The organism is Clostridium algoriphilum (assembly GCF_020443705.1).
Taxonomy (GTDB): domain Bacteria; phylum Bacillota; class Clostridia; order Clostridiales; family Clostridiaceae; genus Clostridium_AD; species Clostridium_AD algoriphilum.
This window is the reverse complement of sequence record NZ_JAIZZK010000006.1, coordinates 120429-143222: the sequence shown is the minus strand read 5'-3', so window position 1 is coordinate 143222 and position 22794 is coordinate 120429. Positions and strand designations below refer to the sequence as shown.

General features: G+C 32.9%; 21 protein-coding genes. 7 read left to right on the top strand and 14 right to left on the bottom strand.

The features are described 5' to 3' along the window. Window positions 1–133: 133 nt before the first annotated feature. Window positions 134–910, top strand: coding sequence for a protein-glutamine gamma-glutamyltransferase (locus tag LGK95_RS07565; RefSeq protein ID WP_226123773.1), 777 nt, complete (start codon window positions 134–136; stop codon window positions 908–910). Window positions 911–1261: 351 nt separating this feature from the next. Continuing rightward, window positions 1262–2029 carry a polysaccharide deacetylase family protein gene (locus LGK95_RS07560; protein WP_226123771.1) on the top strand — a complete coding sequence of 256 codons (768 nt, stop codon included), beginning with the start codon at window positions 1262–1264 and terminating at the stop codon, window positions 2027–2029. 108 nt (window positions 2030–2137) lie between these two features. Here LGK95_RS07560 and LGK95_RS07555 read toward each other — a convergent pair whose 3' ends face one another. The 12 genes from LGK95_RS07555 to LGK95_RS07500 all read right to left on the bottom strand — a co-directional run bounded on the left by LGK95_RS07555 (window position 2138) and on the right by LGK95_RS07500 (window position 13875). Beyond that, the gene (locus tag LGK95_RS07555) at window positions 2138–2692 is read right to left on the bottom strand and encodes a Fe-S-containing hydro-lyase (protein ID WP_226123770.1); all 555 of its coding nucleotides are present in this window, start codon (window positions 2690–2692) and stop codon (window positions 2138–2140) included. Window positions 2693–2704: 12 nt separating this feature from the next. Further along, a complete protein-coding gene (locus LGK95_RS07550) occupies window positions 2705–3547 on the bottom strand; it encodes a fumarate hydratase (RefSeq protein ID WP_226123769.1) in 843 nt (280 codons plus the stop codon). 62 nt (window positions 3548–3609) lie between these two features. Continuing rightward, on the bottom strand, window positions 3610–4782 hold the full coding sequence (locus tag LGK95_RS07545) for an NAD(P)-dependent malic enzyme (protein WP_226123768.1): 1173 nt from the start codon (window positions 4780–4782) through the stop codon (window positions 3610–3612). A 121-nt stretch (window positions 4783–4903) separates the two neighbouring features. Continuing rightward, on the bottom strand, window positions 4904–6514 hold the full coding sequence (locus tag LGK95_RS07540) for an FAD-dependent oxidoreductase (protein ID WP_226123767.1): 1611 nt from the start codon (window positions 6512–6514) through the stop codon (window positions 4904–4906). Between the two features lie 50 nt (window positions 6515–6564). Then, window positions 6565–7245 carry a 4Fe-4S dicluster domain-containing protein gene (locus LGK95_RS07535; protein ID WP_226123766.1) on the bottom strand — a complete coding sequence of 227 codons (681 nt, stop codon included), beginning with the start codon at window positions 7243–7245 and terminating at the stop codon, window positions 6565–6567. A gap of 62 nt (window positions 7246–7307) precedes the next feature. Next, entirely contained in the window at window positions 7308–8156 is an 849-nt protein-coding gene (locus tag LGK95_RS07530; RefSeq protein ID WP_226123765.1) for an FAD/NAD(P)-binding protein, read from the bottom strand. Window positions 8157–8158: 2 nt separating this feature from the next. After that, complete coding sequence (locus LGK95_RS07525; RefSeq protein WP_226123764.1) at window positions 8159–9196, bottom strand: 4Fe-4S dicluster domain-containing protein; 1038 nt, start codon at window positions 9194–9196, stop codon at window positions 8159–8161. Next, on the bottom strand, window positions 9193–10179 hold the full coding sequence (locus LGK95_RS07520) for a 4Fe-4S dicluster domain-containing protein (protein WP_226123762.1): 987 nt from the start codon (window positions 10177–10179) through the stop codon (window positions 9193–9195). Before LGK95_RS07520 ends, LGK95_RS07525 begins: the two co-directional genes overlap by 4 nt. Further along, on the bottom strand, window positions 10167–10631 hold the full coding sequence (locus tag LGK95_RS07515; protein ID WP_226123761.1) for a hydrogenase iron-sulfur subunit: 465 nt from the start codon (window positions 10629–10631) through the stop codon (window positions 10167–10169). Before LGK95_RS07515 ends, LGK95_RS07520 begins: the two co-directional genes overlap by 13 nt. Continuing rightward, window positions 10622–12607: a CoB--CoM heterodisulfide reductase iron-sulfur subunit A family protein gene (locus tag LGK95_RS07510; protein ID WP_226123760.1), complete on the bottom strand. Its 1986-nt coding sequence runs from the start codon at window positions 12605–12607 to the stop codon at window positions 10622–10624. Before LGK95_RS07510 ends, LGK95_RS07515 begins: the two co-directional genes overlap by 10 nt. Before the next feature lie 48 nt (window positions 12608–12655). After that, window positions 12656–13066 (bottom strand): 4Fe-4S dicluster domain-containing protein, encoded by a 411-nt coding sequence (locus tag LGK95_RS07505; protein WP_226123759.1) that lies wholly within the window; start codon window positions 13064–13066, stop codon window positions 12656–12658. A 20-nt stretch (window positions 13067–13086) separates the two neighbouring features. Next, window positions 13087–13875, bottom strand: coding sequence for a CoB--CoM heterodisulfide reductase iron-sulfur subunit B family protein (locus LGK95_RS07500; RefSeq protein WP_226123758.1), 789 nt, complete (start codon window positions 13873–13875; stop codon window positions 13087–13089). Window positions 13876–14340: 465 nt separating this feature from the next. On the opposite strand from LGK95_RS07500, the gene LGK95_RS07495 reads away from it, so the two are divergent. After that, entirely contained in the window at window positions 14341–15210 is an 870-nt protein-coding gene (locus tag LGK95_RS07495) for a LysR family transcriptional regulator (RefSeq protein WP_226123757.1), read from the top strand. A 295-nt stretch (window positions 15211–15505) separates the two neighbouring features. Here the strand turns inward: LGK95_RS07495 and LGK95_RS07490 are convergent, their stop codons facing one another. Then, the gene (locus LGK95_RS07490) at window positions 15506–16156 is read right to left on the bottom strand and encodes a ferric reductase-like transmembrane domain-containing protein (protein WP_264174497.1); all 651 of its coding nucleotides are present in this window, start codon (window positions 16154–16156) and stop codon (window positions 15506–15508) included. Between the two features lie 486 nt (window positions 16157–16642). Here LGK95_RS07490 and LGK95_RS07485 point away from each other — a divergent pair, with 486 nt between their 5' ends. The 4 genes from LGK95_RS07485 to LGK95_RS07470 all read left to right on the top strand — a co-directional run bounded on the left by LGK95_RS07485 (window position 16643) and on the right by LGK95_RS07470 (window position 21346). Then, window positions 16643–17407 carry an AAA family ATPase gene (locus LGK95_RS07485; protein WP_264174502.1) on the top strand — a complete coding sequence of 255 codons (765 nt, stop codon included), beginning with the start codon at window positions 16643–16645 and terminating at the stop codon, window positions 17405–17407. A 10-nt stretch (window positions 17408–17417) separates the two neighbouring features. Further along, window positions 17418–18617 (top strand): VWA domain-containing protein, encoded by a 1200-nt coding sequence (locus LGK95_RS07480; RefSeq protein ID WP_226123755.1) that lies wholly within the window; start codon window positions 17418–17420, stop codon window positions 18615–18617. Window positions 18618–18792: 175 nt separating this feature from the next. Further along, complete coding sequence (locus tag LGK95_RS07475; protein ID WP_226123753.1) at window positions 18793–20160, top strand: MATE family efflux transporter; 1368 nt, start codon at window positions 18793–18795, stop codon at window positions 20158–20160. 556 nt (window positions 20161–20716) lie between these two features. Continuing rightward, a complete protein-coding gene (locus LGK95_RS07470; protein ID WP_226123751.1) occupies window positions 20717–21346 on the top strand; it encodes an oxygen-binding di-iron domain-containing protein in 630 nt (209 codons plus the stop codon). Between the two features lie 256 nt (window positions 21347–21602). Here LGK95_RS07470 and LGK95_RS22650 read toward each other — a convergent pair whose 3' ends face one another. Then, window positions 21603–22613 carry a DUF3231 family protein gene (locus LGK95_RS22650; RefSeq protein ID WP_226123749.1) on the bottom strand — a complete coding sequence of 337 codons (1011 nt, stop codon included), beginning with the start codon at window positions 22611–22613 and terminating at the stop codon, window positions 21603–21605. Between the last annotated feature and the right edge of the window lie 181 nt (window positions 22614–22794).

Genomic DNA, 22794 nt, shown 5'->3' with positions numbered 1-22794 from the left:
CAATTATAACAAATAGAGGGGGTCATTGTTTTTTTTATTATAAAAGTAGCTTAAACCCTTGCTAATGCAAGGATTCAAATAAATAAAACAAAGATAGTGTTAACACTATCACTCTATATAAGGAGGTCAGTAAATGATTATAATTTCTAACAATACTCTTGAAATTGATTTTTTTAAAAATCAGTATAAAAATAATGATATTGAGAGAGACACCATTAATATATTAAATTTAAGCAAGGAACAGTATGAGTACAATTCATTAGATCAGTTGCAGTTTGAGTTAAAAGTACGAAAAAATATTGTTGTTGCTGCTAAAAAACTCAATGAAAGCGATATGTCCTTTAGTACCTTTCGCAAATCAACATGTAACGTTGATTATTGGGAACGCAGTAAAAATGGTGGATTTATATTAAAAAAAGGAATTACTCCAAGTGTTGCTATTGAGGATATTTCTATAAACAGTTCTAAATATAGTACGGAATGCGCTACTGCAATAATTATAATTTATTATCAAGCTTTACTTAATGTATTTGCTGAAAAACTTTTTAATCAATTATTTCCCAAAATACATTTAATGAATTGGCATTATATAGATGATCTGCTTGAGGACGCGGGGTATTTAGAAAAACGAAATGATTATTTACCTGGGGATAGAAGGTACTTTAATAACCCTGATGTGAACCCAGTAAAGCCCGAATGGCAAGGAGAAAATGTCATAGACCTTGGTTATGGGAGCTATTTTGGACATGGTATAGGCATAGGAAATGCTGATAAAATAATTAGTGAGTTAAATGAATTTAGAATAAAGGAGGCAAAAACATCCGCTTATATAATAGATTCGGCTGCACGTTTAGATTTTAAAGCTCTAGCAGATATATATTTTAAATTTCTTTCATCATCCTCCAATTAAAAATCTAGTTATGTATTAGAGTACTATAAAACCGCATACTTTATATCACTTCTAGTATGTGGTTTATTAAAATTCATTTATAGTATAAAACTACCATATAATATACGGATTCAGTAAATCGCATTTTAATATTAAAATAATAATATAATTAAAATATTAATATCATAAATCTCACTCACTCTCATATAAATATTATTAGAAACATCTATAATTTAAACTTAACTCATCCTATATATATAATAATAAATTCCGTAGTAATGTTATTATCTGATATGCACTAATTCTATAAAAAATTTAATTATAATATAATTGGAGTGATGTATTATATTAAAACTCGAAAATGACAAAAAATTGATAATAACAACAAAATTAAGAGCTATTATAGCCTTAATGATTTTAGTTGTTTTTTTAGGTTTAACCTCTTATATTTCAAAACCTTCACCAAATGCCCCACTACATTCAAAAAGAGTTAAATTGAATTTTAAAGAAGCATCTACAGATTCTTCAACTAAAAACGTTTATAATTCAGATGGACATAAAATAGCCTATCTTACGTTTGATGATGGTCCCTCTTCTAAAACTACTCCACAAATTCTAAAAATACTAGACAGCTATAATATTAAAGCCACCTTTTTTATAGTTGGTAATAGAGCAGTAGTAGATCCTAATTTAGTGAAAATGGAGGCAAGCAGTGGACAATCAATAGGAAATCACACCTATTCTCACGAATATAATCAGATTTATTCTAATACAGGTGCCTTTATAAGGGATGTTAATAAATGTGATGCTGTGCTAAAGTCAATAATTGGTAGCGATTATAATAGTAAAATATTAAGATTTCCAGGTGGATCATTTGGCTCTGCTATGAGCCCTTTTAGAAAAGCAATTAAGGATTATGGGTACCATTATATTGACTGGAATGATCTAACCGGTGATGCAGAAGGACACAATATTACAGTAACCAAACTATTAAATAATATTAAAAAGTATTCTGAAGGAAAGGAACATGTGGTTATTTTAATGCATGACGCACCTGACAAAGAAACAACCGTTCAAGCCTTACCTCAAGTTATCGAATACTTGAAATCTCAAGAATATTCTTTTAATACACTTAAATAAATTATTGCTATATTATATTATGTCTATACATGCTAATAACAAAGAAGTAAAGGTATGTGATTTAACACATACCTTTACTTCTTTACATTTTTTCATATTATCTTATTACTATACTTTTTGATATTTTTTTCTCTCTGTTTCATAAAGATCAGTACCTTCGCTATCTATTACAACAACAGCTGGAAAATCTACTACCGTAAGTTTTCTAACAGCTTCTGGACCCAAATCTTCAAATGCAATAATTTCGCATTCTTTTATTGATTTTGAGATAAGAGCTCCAGCTCCACCTATTGCAGCAAAATAAATTGCGCCATTTTTCTTCATTGAATCTACTACAGTTTTGCTTCTAAGCCCTTTTCCAATCATTCCTGTAAGGCCTAATTCAAGCAATGGAACAGTTAAATCATCCATTCTATAACTAGTAGTTGGGCCAGCTGAACCTATTACATTACCAGGTTTAGTTGGAGCAGGTCCAACATAGTATATAATGGAATCTTTAGGATCAAAAGGTAATTTTTCACCTTTATTAATTAAATCTACAAGCCTTGCATGAGCTGCATCTCTTCCTGTATACATAGTTCCTGATATTAAGACACTATCTCCCGATTTCAAATCCTTCAACTTTTCCTGTGTTAAAGGAGTAGATATATGTTTGATTTCCATCTTTTCCCCTCCCTATATAATTGTTACTGCATGTCTTGCCACATGACAGTTAATATTTACTGCCACTGGTAATCCAGCAATATGTGTTGCAAAAGCTTCCACATTAACGGCAAGGGCTGTAGTATTTCCACCTAGTCCTTGAGGTCCTATTCCTAGTGCATTAATTTTCTCAAGTAAAGTTAACTCAATTTCTTTTAAATGCTCTGTTTCATTATGACTACCAATGTTTCTTGTTAAAGCTTTCTTAGCAAGATACATTGCTTTATCAGAAGTTCCCCCAATTCCAACACCTACAACTATTGGTGGGCATGGATTTGGACCAGCAAGTGAAACGGCTTCAACAACAAAGTCAAGTACACCGTTTAAACCATCTGATGGTTTAAGCATTTTTAATCTACTCATGTTTTCACTACCAAAACCTTTTGGAGCTATAGTTAATTTAACTTTATCTCCTGGTACGATATCATAATATATTACTGCAGGAGTATTATCCCCTGTATTTTTTCGGTGTAAAGGATCTGCAACAACAGATTTTCTTAAATATCCCTCTTTATATCCTTTTCTTACGCCTTCGTTAATAGCGTCTGTAATGTTTCCACCAACTAATTCAACTTCTTGACCTACTTCTACAAATACTACAGCCATACCTGTATCTTGACAAATTGGTACTTGATCAGTTTTTGCAATTTCAGCATTTTTAAGCAAATTAGTTATAATATCTCTTCCTACAGGAGATGTTTCTTCCTTTTCGGCTTTATGAAAGGCATCTAATACATCGTCTCCCACATAAAAATTAGTCTTTATACTCATGTCCCTTAAAGCATTTTCTATTTCTATTACATCTACTTTACGCATAAACCAGCAACTCCTTCCAAATGTTTTACTTTTAAAGCTTACATAATTTTCGAATTACCTTATTATATTCTAGCTACTCCAGATTTTCTTGCAGCTTCCATAACTGCTTCTGATACAGCTTTTGCAACTCTTGGGTCAAATGGTAATGGAATAACGTAATCTGCAGTTAAATCTTCATCACTAACTAATGAAGCTAAAGCATTTGCTGCTGCAATCTTCATCTCATCATTAATATCACTTGCTCTAACATCTAATGCTCCTCTGAATATTCCAGGGAATGCTAAAAGGTTATTGATTTGATTTGGATAATCTGATCTACCAGTTCCAACTACTGCTGCTCCAGCTTCTTTAGCTAAATCTGGTAATATTTCAGGGTTTGGATTAGCCATAGCAAATATAATAGCATCTTTTGCCATGCTTCTTACCATATCTTGAGTTACTAGATTAGCATCTGAAACTCCTATAAACACGTCAGCTCCAACGATAATGTCCTTTAATTGACCCTTAACCTTATCTTTGTTAGTAACTTTAGCCATTAGAGATTTTTCTCCGCCTAAATTCTCACGTCCATCATAGATGGCACCTTTTCTATCAAGAAGAATAGCTGATTGTACTCCCATACTCATCAATAATTTTGTTACAGCAATACCTGCTGCTCCAGAGCCATTAACTACAACTTTAATGTCCTTCATTTCTTTCTTTACTATTTTTAAGGCATTAATTATTCCTGAACAAACTACAACAGCTGTTCCATGTTGATCATCGTGGAAAATTGGGATATCGCATATTGCTTTAAGTTTTCTTTCGATTTCAAAACATCTAGGTCCACTTATATCTTCTAAATTAATTCCACCAAAACTACCTTGAAGTAAGCTAACTGTTCTTACTATTTCATCTACATCTTTAGTTTGAAGGCATAGAGGGAAAGCATCTACATCTCCAAAAACTTTAAATAATACACATTTTCCTTCCATTACTGGCATTCCAGCTTCTGGTCCAATATCACCAAGTCCTAAAACAGCAGTACCATCTGTTATAACTCCAACTAGGTTCCCTCTTCTTGTAAGGTCATATGATAAATCTATATTTTTACTAATTTCAAGACAAGGTTGTGCAACACCTGGTGTATAAGCTATAGAAAGATCCTTTTTACTTGCTACTGGAACTCTAGATATTACCTCAATTTTACCTCTCCACTCTTTGTGACACACCATTGCTTCTTCTTTAATATTCATACTTATCATCCTCCTATTATTTTAAATTATTGATTAGGGATAATTGTTAGTTTTAAAGATATTAAATGTATTTTTATTGCGATAAATATTTCTATTTATCGCAAATGTAAACTCATTAATATTATTTATCATTTTCACTTCCATGAGTGTAATGAGGTAATAACATAGGCGAAATTTTATCTGTACTAATGCCATTTTCATCAAGGCTCTTATGGTATGCTTTAACATGATCAAGGCTTAATTCTTTAAGTTCAACTTCTTTGAACTTATTACCAGCACTATTTCCTGCTCTACGTCCGAAAACGATAATATCTAATAGTGAATTACCCATTAGTCTGTTTCTACCGTGAATTCCGCCTGCAACTTCTCCAGCAACAAATAGGTTTTCTACCTTAGTTTTACAATTTTCATCTATCAATAGTCCACCATTTTGGTAATGAAGTGTTGGATATACTATTATTGGGTCTTTTCGCATATCAATACCAAATTTTTGATACATTCTCATCATAGCTGGAAGTCTCTTCTCAATAGTTCCTTCACCAAGAAGCATTTCAATTAATGGAGTATCAAGCCATACGCCCTTTTGTCCTGCAGCTGTGTCAATACCTTTACCTCTTTTATAACATTCTCTAATGAATGCAGATGATTCAACATCTCTAGTTTCAAGGTGATAAGTAAATTGTTCACCATCTATATTTAGAGGTGTTGCTCCTAAACTACGAACCTTCTCAGTAACAAGTGCACCAAATATCTGTGATGGATATGCTGCGCCAGTAGGATGATATTGAACCGCATCTGCGTAGATAAGTTCTGCTCCAGCTCTGTATCCTAATACAAGACCATCTGCAGTTGCACCATAATGATTTGTAGTTGGAAAATCCTGATAATGAAGTCTACCAGCTCCTCCAGTTGTTATGATAACAGTTTTAGCTCTTGCGATTAGATATTCCTCTGTTTCAAGATTATATAAAACAGCTCCAGCAGCTTTACCATCCTTATCAAGTAATAACTCCACAGCAGGGGAGAATTCTACTACTTCAATTTGTTTGTTATGAACTTCATCACGAAGTACACGCATGATTTCAGCTCCTGTATAATCTTCAGCAGCATGCATTCTTTTTCTTGAGGTTCCACCACCATGAGTAGTAACCATTGTGCCGTCATCCTCTTTATCAAACATTACTCCAAGTTCATTTAACCATTTTACTGATTCTGGAGCATCCGTTACAAGAGCATTAACAAGTTCTTTTACATTGGTAAAATGTCCTCCACCCATTACATCCATGTAATGTTTTTCAGGTGAATCTTCTGGCTTATCAGCAGCCTGTATTCCGCCTTGAGCCATCATAGTATTGGCATCTCCAAAACGTAATTTTGTAGCTATCATTACTTTTGCGCCTTTTTCGTTTGCCTGTAGGGCTGCTGAAGCACCCGCTCCACCACCACCTATTATCAATACATCTACATCATAATTAAATTTAGTTAAGTCCATGTCTAAATCTTGAAGTCTACTTTTAGCTTCAAGAAGCTCTGCAAGTTCCTGAGGAACCTTTGATCCTTTGTTTACTCCAACATTTAGATTTCTAAATTTATCATCTTTATAATCAGGATAATTTTCCTTTAGTATATCATCCTTTTCTTGGGCAGTCATTCTTGGAAACTGAACTCCTAATCTTTGGGGACGAGTGGCTTCAACCTTCTTTATTAGCTCCCTCATTGCTCCTGTATACATTTAAATACCTCCCTGATATAACTATATTTTATGTGATTCTAGGGTAATTTTTACTTTTCAATATCTCTTGTATTGTATATATCCTTTAATTCATCAACGTTTTTACTCATTAGATTTGCTAATGCATCATCATACATGCCTTCTTGAATTTCAGCTACCCTTTTTGTCAAATCTTCTGTTTCATGAGAAATGTATTTACCTGTAAGTCTACGAGCAAGCACGCCTACTTGGTAATGAGTTATACCAGCTGGACATCTTGAAGCACAAATTCCACACATAACACAATCAAATGATTCATGTGCACATTTTTCAAGGTCACCTCTTTGAGCATAAGCAATATATTGCATAACATTAAGGTCTTGTGGACATCCCTTTGTACAAGAGTTACATCCAATACAGCTATATATTTCAGGATAAAGCTTCATCATTGTATCAGCATTTGGCTCTAATTCATTCATATCATATATTTTTTTGTTTCCAGGGAAGAACGGTAATTGAGTTAAATACATACCATCTTCAACCTTTGTTTGACATGCTAAGCACACCTTTAATTCTTGCTTACCTTTGACTCTATATATTGTGGCACAGGCACCGCAAAATCCAGCCCTACATCCGCATCCTCTAATTAATTGGTACCCTGCATACTCCAATGAATCCATAATTGTAAGTGTCGAAGGTACAGTGTATTTTTTATTTAATATATATATTTCCACCATTTCTTTATTGGACATTTTATATGCCTCCTTTATCCCTAATCTATAATGGGATGGATTAAACTGATTTAGTGTTTACATTAATATTCGTCTGGAAGCTCATCTATTTCATCGCATCTAAATACTGGACCATCTTTACACACATATTTATCTCCGATATTGCAACGTCCACATTTTCCTACGCCACATTTCATTTTTAATTCCAAAGTTGTATATATTTGTTCCTTCTTAAATCCTATTTCTAACAGCGTTTGAAGACTATATTTTATCATGATAGGTGGTCCACATATCAAAGCCACTTTATCTGTGCTAAATCCAATCTCTTTAATATAATTAGGAACAAATCCTACATGTCCATCCCATCCTTCAGTTTCATGATCAACAGTCAAATGAACTTTTGTATCAGGCCTCGATGGCCAGTTTTCAAAGATATCTTCTGATTGAACAAGATCTCCAGGTGTTCTTGATCCATATAAAATATCTACCTTTCCATAATTTTCACGATTATCCATTACATAATTTATAACTGAGCGGATAGGTGCTAGTCCTATACCACCACCAATGAAAAGTAAATCTTTTCCTTTTAGTACATCATCTACAGGAAAATTATTTCCATAGGGTCCGCGAACGCCTATTTCACTTCCAACTTCCAAACTGTGTAGGTATTCAGTCACTTCACCACATCGTTTTACGCTAAATTCTATAAAATCTTTTTGCGTTGGAGAAGAAGTAATTGAGAAAATTGCTTCTCCAAGTGGTGGAACTGAAATCATTGCACATTGACCTGGCATATGTTCGAACGGTTTTCCACCGCCTGGTTTGGTAACTCTAAAAGTAGTTACATCCTGAGTGTCTGCCCTCATTTCCGCTATCACAACAATCTCAGGTATCAAAGGGTTTACATGTTCTTCATTACAGCTGCAGCTCATTGTTATTCACCACCTAACTTTTTAATTACTTTTACAATATCCAGATGAACAGGACATTTTTCAACGCACCTTCCACATCCAACACAAGCATATACACCCTCATGATTATTTGGGTAATAAACAAGTTTATGCATAAACCTCTGTCTGAATCTTTCCTTTTGCGTCTTTCTTATATTTCCATGGGCCATTAGAGTAAAATCTGAGAACATACATGAATCCCAACAACGGAATCTTTCTCCTGTTTGTGCATCACCCTTAAAGTCAGCAACATCATAACAATGGCAAGTAGGACATACAAAAGTACATGCTCCACAACCTAAACAACGTTCGCTAAGTTCTTGCCAAATTTCAGATTCAAATAAATCATTAAGCTCTCCGGTTATTTTTGTAGGGTCTAAATTTGCTAAAGGAAGTTCTTTCACTTTACCTATTGTAGACTCTTGTAATTTATTTAATTCTGCTTTATCTTGATCTGTTGCATCTTCTAAAATATCATTTAGTTTCTCAGTTAGTGCTTCACCTTTTTGAGTTTGTGATTGCCACAATATACTTTCCCCTAAATCCCATGTAGTTACATCTACCTCTTTAGGAGCCGTTTCTGGCTTAATTCCAAATGAAGTACAGAAACAATTTTCTTCTGGCTCAAAACAGGCCATGGTAACTATTGTTCCTTTTTCGCGTCTTTGCTCATATAATCTATCTACAGGTTCTTCTAGGAATACATTATCAAGAAGCTTAAAGCTACTTGCATCACAATGCCTAACACCAAAGATTACGTAATCTTCTTTTTTTCCTCCAACATTATCTATCTTGAGTTTTTTGCCATCTCTTTTAAATTTCATGTAAGTTTCGCTTTGAGGAAAAATAAAACTCTTAGGTGAAATATTAGTTTTCAATTTTTCTATATTCACCTTGTCACCTTCTTGCCAAAGGTCGAAATTAACTTTACCATCTAATTCAACAGGCAAAAACAGTTGATATGACTTATCAATGTTACTGAAAAGCTGTGAAAACTGACTCTTTGATATTTTCTTCATCATTTTTTTCCACCTCCATGCTCTGTAAAGGAATCACAATCATCCAGTTTAAACATACCGATTGGGGCTTCAACAGATGAATCTAGCCCTGCCTCATGTTCGCCATAAAGTCCATTTAAATCTTTTATTATTTTACTATTTAATTTATGAAGTGGGATACCTGCTGGGCATACTCTACTGCATTCTCCACATTCAACGCATCGACCTGCAACATGATAAGCTCTAATAATGTGATAAAATTGTTCTTCAGTATCTGCTTTTGCTTTACCTGATACTTCTGCTTTAGTGTTATCAAAAATACATTTTTCACAACTACATGCAGGACATATATTACGGCAAGCATTACATCTTATACATTTTGAAAATTGATTTTTCCAATAATCTGATCTCTCGTCATTAGATAGCGCTTCAAGATCTTCTACATCTTTAAATCTAGCTTCTAAATCTACTTCTCTCTCCTCTAAAGTGTCTGTCATTAACTGATCATAAACAACAGGATTAGGATGTCTACATTTAAGGCATTTATCAAATTCAAATTCTTTGCTTGCTACTTTCTTTTCTCCATCACTTGTTACAAATATAATTTGATCTCCGGATCTTTTAACGCTTTTGAGGCCTTTATTTAATCCTTCTTTTTTTACTTTTTCTGGGTCAATCATACCAGGGCAACTTATGCCATAGACAACAACCTTTGTTCTGTCTATTCTATTATCAACTATCAGTTGGTTAAACCCAAGGGAATCGCATCCTTTTAAAAATACACCAACCTTATTACTTTGTTTTAGTTCTTTAATAAGATATTTACTTACGTTATTAACGCAGAAGTTGTCCCAGATTAATGAATCTGCTTTATCTACATCTGTAACAAATACAGGATATGAATCATCCCAAGTATCTCCTTTTGCCCAACCTATAATTTTCTCTACTTCGCCTTTTTCTAAAGCTAATTTTGCGGTCTCTCTTATTTTTTGTGTTATCTTATCCATCTATCATCCCTCAACTTTCCATTAGGACCAAGTTTATGAACTTTCTCTAATACATCATTCATAACACTTGCAAATTTGTGTCCTTCCGCTGCTGAAATCCAATCTACTTTAAATCGTTCTGGTTCTATTCCCATATATTCAAGTAAGTTTGTCAAGATCGAAAAACGACGTCTTGTGTGATAGTTTCCACTTGTATAATGACAATCTCCTGGATGACAACCGGCAATTACTACGGCGTCAGCGCCTCTTTGGAAGGCACGTAGTACAAAGTTTTCACTAACTCTACATGAACATGGTACCCTAATTATTTTAACATTAGCAGGATAGCTGAATCTGCTTGTCCCAGCTAAATCTGCCCCTGCATAACTACACCAATTACAACAAAAGGCTACAACTAAGGGTTCAAATTCAACTTTATCTATCTCCTCGATTTTCTCGGCTTCTAACGACATATGGCATCCACCTCCGCTAAAATCTGTTTATTTGTAAATCCCTTAAGGTCAATGGCACCAGGTCTACATGCTACTGTGCATCCACCGCAGCCTTGACAAAGGGCTTCATTTACCTTTGCTACTATTTTAGTAATCTTTTTACCATTTTCGTTAACCTCTACAGTACCAGATGAAATCGCATCGTATGGACATATCTTAGTACATGCAAGACATCCACTACAAATTGCTTCGTTTACCTCTGATACACATGGATTGTTAACCAGTTTATCCTTACTTAATACTCCAATAACCTTAGCTGCTGCAGCACTTGCTTGTGCAACCGTTTCTGGGATATCTTTTGGTCCTTGGCAAGCTCCTGCTAAAAATATTCCGGCAGAATGAGTTTCTACAGGACGAAGTTTTGGATGAGCTTCTGTAAAGAAATTATCGTTATCTGTACTAATGCTTAATATTCTCTTAATTGTAGTTGCATCATCTTTAGCCTTAGTTGCCGCTGCGAGTACTACTATATCCGCATCAATTTCAATTGTTTCTCCAGTCAAAGAATCTACTGCGTGAACTTGTAGTTTTTCTCCATCCGGGAAAACTTTACCAACCATTCCTTTAATATAATGAACTCCATATTCTTCAACAGCTCTTCTCTGAAATTCTTCAAAGTTTTTACCTGGTGTACGAACATCAATATAAAAAACATATGCTTCCATTTCAGGATAGTGATCCTTAATTAACATTGCGTGTTTTGCTGTATACATACAACAAATTTTAGAACAGTATGTTTTACCTCTTGCTGATTTATCTCTTGATCCAACACATTGTACAAATACTATTTTCTTAGGTTTTCTCTTATCTGATGGACATAGAAGCTGCCCACCTGTAGGACCTGCAGCATTTGTTAATCTCTCAAACTCAAGGGATGTAATTACATCTGGGTGATCTGCATACTGGTATTCACCAAATTTTTCGAGTCCTATAAGATCATAACCAGTGGATACAACTATAGCTCCATATTTCTTTGTTATTTTAGTATCTTCCTGAGTATAATCAATAGCACCCGCTGTACATACTTTTTCACAAATACCACATTTTCCAGTTTTAAACTTTATACAATTTTCTCTATCTATAACAGGTACATTAGGAACCGCTTGTGCGAATGGCATGTAAATAGCCGCTCTGGTTCTTAATCCTTCATTAAATTCACTTTTAGCTTTCTTTGATGGACATTTTTCAGAACAGACTCCACAGCCTGTACACTTATCTAAGTCTACACTACGTGCCTTTTGATTAATGACTGCTTCAAAGTTTCCAACATATCCAGTAACCGACTCTAGTTCACTGTAAGTATATAAGTGAATATTTGGATGAGACGATGCATCTACCATTTTTGGTGTCAAAATACAGGCTGAACAATCTAATGTTGGGAAAGTTTTATCTAACTGAGACATTTTCCCACCAATACTTGGTGTCTTCTCAATAATATCAACTTCATAACCAGCTTCAGCTATATCAATTGCTGTTTGGATTCCTGCAATTCCTCCACCTATAATAAGTGCTCTATGTGTTACATCTATTTGACCTGGTATAAGTTCCTTATTTAATGTAGCTTTAGCCACTGCAGCCCTAACAAGAGCAATAGCTTTTGGGGTTCCTTCTTCTTTGCTCTTATGTATCCATGAGCAATGTTCGCGAATATTTGCAACTTCTAATAAATATGGATTTAAGCCCGCTGCCTTTGCCGCTTTTCGAAATGTTGCCTCATGCATTCTAGGAGAACATGATGCTACAACAATACGATCTAGCTTTAGATCTTTTATCCCGTTTTTAATCAAATTCTGACCTACTTCGGAACACATATATTGATAGTCTTTGGCATATACAACTCCAGGCATTTTACTAGCTTCTTCTATGACTTTATCGATATCTACGGTAGCTGCTATATTACTTCCACACCAACAAACAAAAACTCCAATCCTCTGCAATTTGATTCCTCCTTTAAAAATGACAATTACTTTTTATTTTTTGTAAAATTATTTATTATACTTACGAAATCCACTTACAATTGCCTGCTGTGGCATTTTATTATCTATTTTTGCAAAGACATCATCAGCTAACATTTTATTTTCTCCTGAACGTCTAATGATAATAAGCCTAACTGCCTCTAAAACGCTTGCAATATCTATGTTTCTAGGGCAACGCTCGGAACATGTAAAACATGAAGCACAAGACCAAAGTGTTTCGCTCTCTATAACCTTGTCCAATTCACCTGTTTGCAATAATCTTATGACCTGATGAGGTAGGATATCCATCCCTTCGCTTGCAGGACAACTTGCTGAACATTTTCCACATTGGATACAATCCTGTATCCGTTGTCCACTTATATGAACAATTTGATCTAACTCTTTTGATTTACTATCAGAAAATATTTTCACTCTTTTCATTGCACTATCCCCTCCTATCCTTATTTGACACCTAAAGCTTCTGCTAAAAGCTCAGTGAAATAGCTGATAGATAGTTTATTTTTCGCCCCTTCTTCACTGAGTTCTAGATTATATTTACAAAGGGGGCATGCAGTAACAATCTCTTCTACACCATGCGATGCAGCTGATTGAATTATACTGCCTGTCATGTTATTTACAAGATCTTTTTTATCTATACAAAGGTAGCCTCCACAACATTCTGTTCTATATGGATATAATACAGGTGTTGCACCAATAGCTTTTATAAAATTTTCTATAATAGTAGGATTTTCTGGATCATCAAAGTTCATTGTGCTGCTTGGACGAAGAAGCAAACATCCATAATATGCTCCTATTTTTCTACCAGTAAGAGGGTTGGTTACTTTTTTAGCTAACTCATCAAAACCTATTTCATCCCTAAGCACTTCAAGGTAATGAAGGACTTCTGTCTCTCCCTGATAAGTTTCTGGTAACTCCAAATAATTATTAACCTTTGTTCTTATATCATCTTTGTTCTTCATATCATCATTAACTCTTTTAATTACGTGATGGCAAGCTGCACATAAAGTGACTAGTTTCTCACCCTTGTCCCGTGCTCCCACGAGGCTTCTTACAGCGGATAATTTAGTAGCTATTTCATCACTGCCTTGAGGATACACAGCACCACAACATTGCCACTCTTTTTGCTCTTGTAATTCAAAACCTAAAACGTTTGCAGAATCTAGAGCATACTTTTCTAATTCCTGAGCTTTCGTTTTTAATGTACAACCTGGAAAATAACTATATTTCATATTTACTCATCTAGACTTTTAAATAAACAAGTCTAGATTTACACCTCCCTTCAAATTTGTTAATATTTTAACACTTTCCAATAAAAAATATTACTTTTCTCGCTATAACACTTATGTTATATAAAAATAGTAGCCTTTTGTATAACATTTTGTTAAAACAATAACATTTGTATTCTAAATTAAAATTACGGTTCAACTATTATATAACAGTTTATACTTATGACTAGTGAAATATGTTATAATATTATGATGGTTATAATATTATAACTCCCTAAATCTTGTTAATATTTTAACACTTTTAATAAATAAACATTATTTTTTTTCTTTTTAACTACTTATATTTGTTTTAAGGACAATTTGCTATTATTTAGTTCCTTGTTAAAACAATAACACATAATGTTTTAAATTAAAAATATTATTTAACTATGATATCATAGTTAAAACTTATAACTAGGAGGATGCATCATGGAATTGAGACAGTTACAGTATTTCCAAATGGTTTGTCAATTAAATAACATTACGCAAGCTGCAAAAAAACTTTATGTAACTCAACCTACTATTACCAATTCCATTAAAAATCTAGAAAAAGAACTGTCTATTGTGCTCTTTGACAGATCTAAAAAACAGTTTATCCCCACAGCTGAAGGAAAAGTTTTTTTGAAAAGGGTAGATGAAATTTTAAGACAAGTAGACAATGCCGCTTCCGAAATGAGGGATTACCAGGATCTTAAAAAGGGCGTCCTTACAATAGGTGTCCCTCCAATGATTGGTACTTTTTTATTCCCAAAATTACTTGTTAATTTTCAAAAATCCTATCCAAATATCAAACTTAATATTACAGAATATGGATCTACTACAATAAAACAAATGATAGAAAAGGAAGATCTTGATCTAGGCCTGATTATCACTGACCCCGCCAATAACTCTTTAGCTTCCCTTCCTATTACTGATAGTGAACTTTTGGTTTGCTTAAAAAAAGAACATCCTTTAAGTAAACAATCAACCATTACATTTAAAGATATTGAGAACGAACCCATTATCCTATTAAAGGAAGGCTTCTACATAAGGCAAAAGATATTAGCGTCTTTTAATGATTGCAATATTCAACCTAATATTATTTTATCATCCAACTACTTAGACACCATCAAGAGCCTTATTTCCAATGGGGTTGGCATTTCTTTTTTATTAAAGGAAATTGTTGAGTACAATGAAAACATAGCAAAAATTCCACTTAGTACTCCTATCCCCATTAAAATTGCACTGGTTTGGAAAAAAGATCGTTATCTATCCAATGCCTCAAAGGCATTTATAGATCTCTTAACTAAGAATAAATAATTCATCTTGAAAATTTATCTCAATGTTTTATATAACCTTTGTATATTACTACAATTCATGGTCATAATAATAAGAGCAAGAGAAAAAGAAAAACAGATTTCTCTAACTTGCCACTTTAGTAAACGTTTTTATATGGATTTTATTTGAATGAATTTTACAAAAAGTATGAAGTACTATAACTTCATGCTTTTTGTATTGAATTAAAAAATGTTTTATTTTCTTTAAATATAGGATACTTATTCTAGGTTCTATGCAATTCTATAATTATCTTATATCTAATCTGTATAAATAAAAATTACATTTTTACTTTATCCACCCTCTTTGTATAGTCTAATTTAGCTTGTTTATTATTTTTATATTTTATTAATTTAAAAACCACATATATACCAAATATTGTTGTGTAACTACTTAATTTTAACCATTCAATATATTTTCCATTTAATAATACAAGTAAAATGTGTATATATACTAAAAAATAAAATATGTACGCAAATCTTTGTAGCCTTGCCCACTGAATTCCTTTTATTTTACGTCTAACTTTTTTAAATGATGTAATAAATAATGGTATCATTATAAAAAAAGCTATAATTCCAATACTAATATAAGCTATGTATAGTTTAGGTATTACGCCTGTTTTAAAAGCCTTTGGAAGTTTAAGTACAATAAATCGAATTAAATATATTATAGAATGTGGCATTATAAAAATAGATGCAATAATAGCCAGTTCCGCCCTGATACTTAGTAGTTTTTTTGTTATTACCCATTTAGGATTAATAGCACCTGCGAACATTATTAAAATAAAAAATGCTATAGAAACATAACCTCCTATAAAAACTTTTTCTAGGTAAAGAACAGTTCCATAAAGTTTCGCACTAGAAGTTACCCTCAGCACCTCATAAGTAGTTATTATAATCCCAATTAATGCTGATACTAAATAATAAGCCAAATGATTCCTTTTGATGCTTAATGTGAAAAACGACGATAAAATTATTGTAAAAATCAGAGTATAAATTAAAATAATGTAAGCTCCTTTACTATTAACTTCTTGTTTGATAATGATTATCAATGTCATTGTACTTTATTAATTTCATGAAGTCAACAGCTAGCTACATACAACCCTTTAAACAAAATTAGAATATAAGCTGTTACATCTAACAATTTGGGATTGCCTTTTAGTAAATAAGTGAGCCCATTCTCTTTGCTTTCTTTATTGGGGAAACATCTCCGCTTTTAAAACCCAAAAGGAATACCATAAAATCTTTTCCTAACCAATTAACCAACTTTCCAACTATTATTTATAGTTGACATATATATATGAAAACGTTTATAATCAAAACAATAAATTCATTTATTAAGGGTGTGATAAACTGTGATAAAAATAGATAATAATACATTCAAAGGAACCAATGATTATGTAGTTTCAGAAGAATTGATGCGTACCGTAAACATTTCTATAGCCTTGCAAAAGCCACTTCTAATTAAAGGAGAGCCGGGAACAGGAAAAACTATGCTGGCACAAGCTATTTCCACGACGCTAAACAAAAAACTAATTATCTGGAATATCAAATCCACTACCAAGGCCCAGGATGGCCTTTATGTTTATGACGTGGTACAAAGGCTCTACGACAGCCAATTTGATAGCGAAGGTGTAGATAATATTTCAAAATACGTAAACCATGGCAAACTAGGTGAGGCTTTCAGCTCTGCAGATCAAGTAGTGTTATTAATTGATGAAATTGACAAAGCAGATCTGGAATTTCCTAACGACCTCCTCTGGGAACTAGATAAAATGGAGTTTTATATCCCTGAAACAAAAGAAACCATACGGGCAATACAAAGACCCATCGTAATCATTACCTCCAATGCAGAAAAGGAGTTGCCTGATGCATTTTTACGCAGATGCATATTTCACTATATCGAATTCCCTGATCAAGAATTAATGAAAGAGATCGTTAACGTACACTTTAAAAATATAGAAGAGCATCTATTACAACAGGTTATGGACGCGTTTTACTGGATCCGCGGATTACCGCATATCCAGAAAAGACCCAGCACCTCAGAAATCATCGACTGGATTCAGGCTCTTATCGTTGGTGGTATTGACCCAGACAAAATCAAAGAAGAAATCCCCTATTGCGGTGTACTTCTGAAAAAAAACGAAGACATTGACACTATGCGGGAATCTTTAGGCAAGTAGGTGAAGGCATATGTTTAGTTCATTTTTTTACTTATTAAGAGCAAAAGGGTTAGATACATCCCTCAATGAATGGATAACCCTCATTGAAGCCCTAGATAAAGGGTTAAGCGATTCTAGCCTTACAGGTTTTTATTACTTATGCCGTGCTGTTCTCATCAAAACCGAGGTAGATTTTGATAAGTTTGATGAGGCTTTTTTAGAATTTTTTAAAGACATAAAACCTTCAGACAAATTACTTGAGGAATTATTAAAATGGCTCGAACATCCAAAAGAAAAGATAGACAAACCTTTTGATATGGAAAGAGCAGAACTAAATAAAAAATTAAGCACTACTGACATCGAAAAAATGTTCAAGGAACGAATAAAAGAACAAAAAGAAGAACATAACGGTGGTAGCTACTGGGTGGGTACTGGTGGCGTTTCTGTATTCGGCAACAGTGGCTACAGCCCCAACGGTATTCGCGTAGGTGGTCAATCTAGACACGGATCAGCCTTTTACGTAGCCGGTGATCGAAAATTCCGAGACTTCAGAAATGACAATAAACTAGATACTAGACAATTTCAAGTAGCCCTCCGCCACTTGAGGCAATTCTCCAACAGAATAGATGCCCCAAAAACTGAATTAGACATTAACGGAACCATTCAAAAAACCAGTAACAACGGAGGATATTTAAAATTGGTTTACGAGAAACCGCGAAAAAACACCGTCAAGGTGCTCTTGCTGATGGATTCTGGTGGTTCTATGCAATATTATAGCAACCTTTGCAGCTCTTTGTTCCAAGCAGTGAATAAATCTAATCACTTTAAGGATTTGAAAATCTATTATTTTCATAATTGTATACATCCCAAAATTTACGCGGACCCTACTATGAATTCTGAACAAGCCATTGATACCAACTGGATATTTCACAACATCAGTAGTGAATATAAAGTAATTATCGTAGGAGATGCTATGATGGAACCTTCAGAATTAACTCGAGACAATTATTACAACTATGGTGGCGTCACAGATAAAATGTCTCCCATGAACTGGTTAACCCGTTTAAAAGAAAAATATAAACATATTGTATGGCTCAACCCGATTGTACGCCCAATTTACTATAGTTCCTTGTACGAAACTTATGATATTCTAGAAAAAGAATTTGATATGTATAAGTTATCTGTCAAAGGCCTAGAGATGGCCCTAAAAAAACTACTAGTTTCCAGATAATCATAAATGAATACACCTTCATTAAGAACAAAAACTTTGACAATACCTTGCATATGTAGTAATATATAATCTATTCATCGGAGGGTATATAAGTAGATATATGCTGGATAAGATGGTTGAGTAAGATCAACTGTCTTATTCAGCATTTTTTTATTTTTAGGAGGTTTATATATTAATGGAACAACATAACGATTTAACAGAGGGAAATGTTACTCCCACCCTATTAAAATTTGCATTTCCATTTCTATTAGCAAGTTTGTTGCAAGCACTCTATGGCGCAGCGGATTTGCTAGTTGTTGGGCAGTTTGATAATTCGGCGCAAGTTTCTGCTGTGGCTACAGGAAGCCAGATTATGCAGACAATTACAAGTGTTATTCTTGGCCTAACCACAGGGGGCACCATTTTATTAGGTAACTATTTGGGTGCAAAAAAATACAATGATCTTGCAGAATCAGTTGGGACTATCATATGCATATTTGGTATCATGGCAGCTATTTTGACTGTAAGTATGGTCATACTTACGGGTGCTATTACAAATTTAATGAATACACCCGCAGAGGCATTTGAATACACAAAACAATATATTTTTATCTGTTCTTGTGGTATTCCATTTATTATAGGTTATAATGCGTTAAGCGGTATTCTACGAGGGTTAGGCAATTCAAAAGCACCATTATACTTTATCGCAGTAGCTTGCGTAACTAATATTGTCATAGATTTAATATTAGTGGGAGGGTTCCATATGGGTGCACCAGGCGCGGCAATTGCTACTATAGCGGCTCAAGCTATAAGCTTCATAATTGGAGTCTCGTATATAATAAAAGTAGGTTTTTCCTTTGAGTTTCATCGCAGTCATATTAGGCTTGAATCAGAAAAAGCAAAGAGGATATTTAAGTTAGGATTGCCAATAGCATTACAGGATGGTCTAATTAATATTTCTTTTATCATAATTACAGCAGTTATTAATGTAATGGGCCTTACTGCTTCTGCATCTGTAGGTGTTGTCGAAAAAATAATTGTGTTTACAATGCTTCCAACCATTGCATTTGCTTCAGCCATCGCAGCAATGACAGCTCAAAATATGGGGGCAGGAAAGCAAGAAAGAGCAAAACAATGTTTGTATGTAGGTATAGGATGTTCTTTAATCATTGGCATAATATGTTATGCATATGCACAATGGCATCCAACATCGCTGACAGCGTTGTTTTCGAGGGATGCAACGGTTATAGAAACAGCTGCATTATACCTGAAATCATACAGTATCGATTGCATTTTGGTATGCTTTGTATTTTCTATGAATTCGTTTTTCAGTGGTTGTGGTAATTCATTATTTCCAATGATTCACAGTTTGATTGCTACCTTTATAATTCGTATCCCGTTGTCTTTTGTTTTAAGTAAAATGGCAGGTATCACACTATACGAAATTGGATTTGCATCGCCTCTTGCAACATTCGCATCACTTGTAATATGTATAATCTACATGAGGTCTGGAAAATGGAGGAATAATCAATTATTTTCACCATATAGCCCCAGCTGTAATTAAATTTACATAGATTAATTACACTATTATTTTTAAAGTATAGTTAAACAGGTTGCAAGTTCATACTTAATCTCAAATAATTTTACAACATTGTCAATTAGGCTCTGACACTTAAACAAATTTCATATTCCTTGCAAATTTCTCAGTTTGGGTATAGTAATATGTAAAATGAAATTATTTCCCTTAAATATCACTTTTTTGATGTAACTTAATTACAATTGTGTTATATTTATTAATTCTTCTATATTTAATAATATTGTTAATATTTCATGCTATAATATAAAAACAAGAAACATATTAAAGTAACTGAATATTCAAAACTATAAAATTTACTTGTAAATCTTATAGTTTATGCTATTAACATACTTTAGTCTAACATTAGGAAGTAATAACAATGTTTAAATTAACTCAGCATTGCTAAGTAAAGGTTTTCATGGCTTAGTAAATACATACAACTTTATAAAAATTTGCTGATAATTTCAAATTATTTTGTAACCTAATGTTTTTATTGAGACAATATTATTATTAAAAGCTTTCACGAAAGGAGATTTATATATATATGGAGCAAATTAAAGTTTTCAATGATTTTTATCAATTTAGTAGTATTAATGAAGGTTTTCCCATAACTTTTAATCAATATTTACTTTTGGGTGAAGAGCCATTTCTTTTTCACACAGGAAACAGTAACCACATAAAATTACTTGTACCTAAGTTAAAAAAATTATTAGGTGATAAATCTTTAGACTATGTATTTATATCTCATTTTGAAAGTGATGAATGTGGGGGATTACGTTATCTGCTACTCCATTTTCCAAACATTAAGACCATCTGTTCGCAAGTAACTGCTATGCAGTTAAGAGGATTTGGATTTACAAATGAACTTATAATTAAAAAAACTAATGATATGTTAGAATCAAAAAATTTCAAATTAAAGTTTATTGCATATCCATCTGAAATGCACTTATGGAAAGGTATATTAGCTGTTGATCTAGATCGCCAATTGTTTTTTAGCAGTGATCTTTTTATAAAAAGAGAAACAGTAGCTGTTCCAAGTTGGTATGATGAAATAAACAAAATATCGGCTAAGCAGATACCTTGCCAAAATGCTCTTAAAACATTGCAAAGTATATTGCGAGATATTGATGTTAAATATATCGCAACTGGACATGGTCCATTCTTGAAATTATAATAAATATAAATGTACCCTAATAACTTTATAAAACAACAAGAGTACAAGCCATACAATGTTTTCAAAAACAATTGTAAAAGTGAGTTTATTTAAGGACGTTTATATTATGGTTTGATAGACGTTCTTAAATCATATAAAAAATACCTATATACCAAACATTTTTTTTAAAGATGTTTAGCCTATAAGTATCTGTTTATATTAATTACTCTTTTAATTTTTTTCAACACATAGTTTATATAGTATTTTATTAGGAAGATTACTTTTTAACTCCTACCAAATTTTTATGTTTTATTACATCAGGTGGTTGTTCAAGCCACTCATTTTCAATCATTATTTTGGCTCCCTTTTGAGAATATTTCATAATTTCAGCAATACTTTTAAAATACATGGCATATAAATCACTTCTTAAGCTTTCTGCTATAGCCATACCAAGACTACTTACCCCAGAAGAAGACAATACTAACATATGAGTTAGCATTAACTTTTCTGAAAAAGGTGCTACTGTAGAATCAGTTAAAAATGAATCTGAGGACGAAGGAATTGGAATCTCTTCTTCTAAAAATACTTCCGTCAATTTGTTAATAATTTTAGATGATAAATCCATACCTTCAAAAAAGAAATTAGATATTCTTTCATTGTTTGAAACCTGACCAAATCCAGTTGCTATTGCTTTTCCAACTATATTTGAAAAAGTAGTTCCAAATAATTGAGTAACTTCACTTAATAACATTGGTCGCTTTTCACTAAAAAAATCCAACATAAAAGTTTGATTTTTAATATATTGAACTTTTTTAGGTACTTCTACAAATGGTGCCCGTATAAATATACCCTTTTCTAATCGTAAATCTGCTGATTTGTTATATAAATCTATAGATTCATTAATACGTTTCGAAAAATATTCTCTAATATCGGAACGTGCTATTTGATTTAAAATTAACGTATAATTATGCATTGCAACTCTTGACATAAATGATAAATATGCCAAGTAGAAAGAATCTGTAAATAAACGAGGTGCATTAATGTTAACATCATTATCTGAAAATGCCTCTGGTATAGGCAATTTTGCCTGATTGAACAAATCAGTAATTTCAGTTATATGCGCCTTTGATAAATCATAAGTTTGTTGCAACATAATACGGATATCATTATTTTCTACCCTATTCAGAAAATAACTAAGAACTTTTACTATTAAACTATCGCTCATATAAGAATCCCATAACCCTGATATTTCAGAGGACACTAATGGTATTTTTTTTATGTCACTCACTATAAAAACCTCCTTGGTAAAACTAATATTAAATTTAGTATTCCCTTTTTATAAATTAATATGTTTATTTAAAATAAATTTGAAAAATCACTTATATATATCTTCTGTCTTGGGTATTAATAGCTGCAATACATGATTTAGGCTTAAAAATCGATTTAGATGTAACTTCCGTTATAAAAGC

Coding starts and splice junctions, on each gene's coding strand:
- LGK95_RS07565 (WP_226123773.1), top strand. CDS start 134: ATGATTATAATTTCTAACAATACTCTTGAAATTGATTTTTTTAAAAAT.
- LGK95_RS07555 (WP_226123770.1), bottom strand. CDS start 2,692: ATGGAAATCAAACATATATCTACTCCTTTAACACAGGAAAAGTTGAAG.
- LGK95_RS07550 (WP_226123769.1), bottom strand. CDS start 3,547: ATGCGTAAAGTAGATGTAATAGAAATAGAAAATGCTTTAAGGGACATG.
- LGK95_RS07545 (WP_226123768.1), bottom strand. CDS start 4,782: ATGAATATTAAAGAAGAAGCAATGGTGTGTCACAAAGAGTGGAGAGGT.
- LGK95_RS07540 (WP_226123767.1), bottom strand. CDS start 6,514: ATGTATACAGGAGCAATGAGGGAGCTAATAAAGAAGGTTGAAGCCACT.
- LGK95_RS07535 (WP_226123766.1), bottom strand. CDS start 7,245: ATGTCCAATAAAGAAATGGTGGAAATATATATATTAAATAAAAAATAC.
- LGK95_RS07530 (WP_226123765.1), bottom strand. CDS start 8,156: ATGAGCTGCAGCTGTAATGAAGAACATGTAAACCCTTTGATACCTGAG.
- LGK95_RS07525 (WP_226123764.1), bottom strand. CDS start 9,196: ATGATGAAGAAAATATCAAAGAGTCAGTTTTCACAGCTTTTCAGTAAC.
- LGK95_RS07520 (WP_226123762.1), bottom strand. CDS start 10,179: ATGGATAAGATAACACAAAAAATAAGAGAGACCGCAAAATTAGCTTTA.
- LGK95_RS07515 (WP_226123761.1), bottom strand. CDS start 10,631: ATGTCGTTAGAAGCCGAGAAAATCGAGGAGATAGATAAAGTTGAATTT.
- LGK95_RS07505 (WP_226123759.1), bottom strand. CDS start 13,066: ATGAAAAGAGTGAAAATATTTTCTGATAGTAAATCAAAAGAGTTAGAT.
- LGK95_RS07500 (WP_226123758.1), bottom strand. CDS start 13,875: ATGAAATATAGTTATTTTCCAGGTTGTACATTAAAAACGAAAGCTCAG.
- LGK95_RS07495 (WP_226123757.1), top strand. CDS start 14,341: ATGGAATTGAGACAGTTACAGTATTTCCAAATGGTTTGTCAATTAAAT.
- LGK95_RS07485 (WP_264174502.1), top strand. CDS start 16,643: ATGCGTACCGTAAACATTTCTATAGCCTTGCAAAAGCCACTTCTAATT.
- LGK95_RS07480 (WP_226123755.1), top strand. CDS start 17,418: ATGTTTAGTTCATTTTTTTACTTATTAAGAGCAAAAGGGTTAGATACA.
- LGK95_RS07475 (WP_226123753.1), top strand. CDS start 18,793: ATGGAACAACATAACGATTTAACAGAGGGAAATGTTACTCCCACCCTA.
- LGK95_RS07470 (WP_226123751.1), top strand. CDS start 20,717: ATGGAGCAAATTAAAGTTTTCAATGATTTTTATCAATTTAGTAGTATT.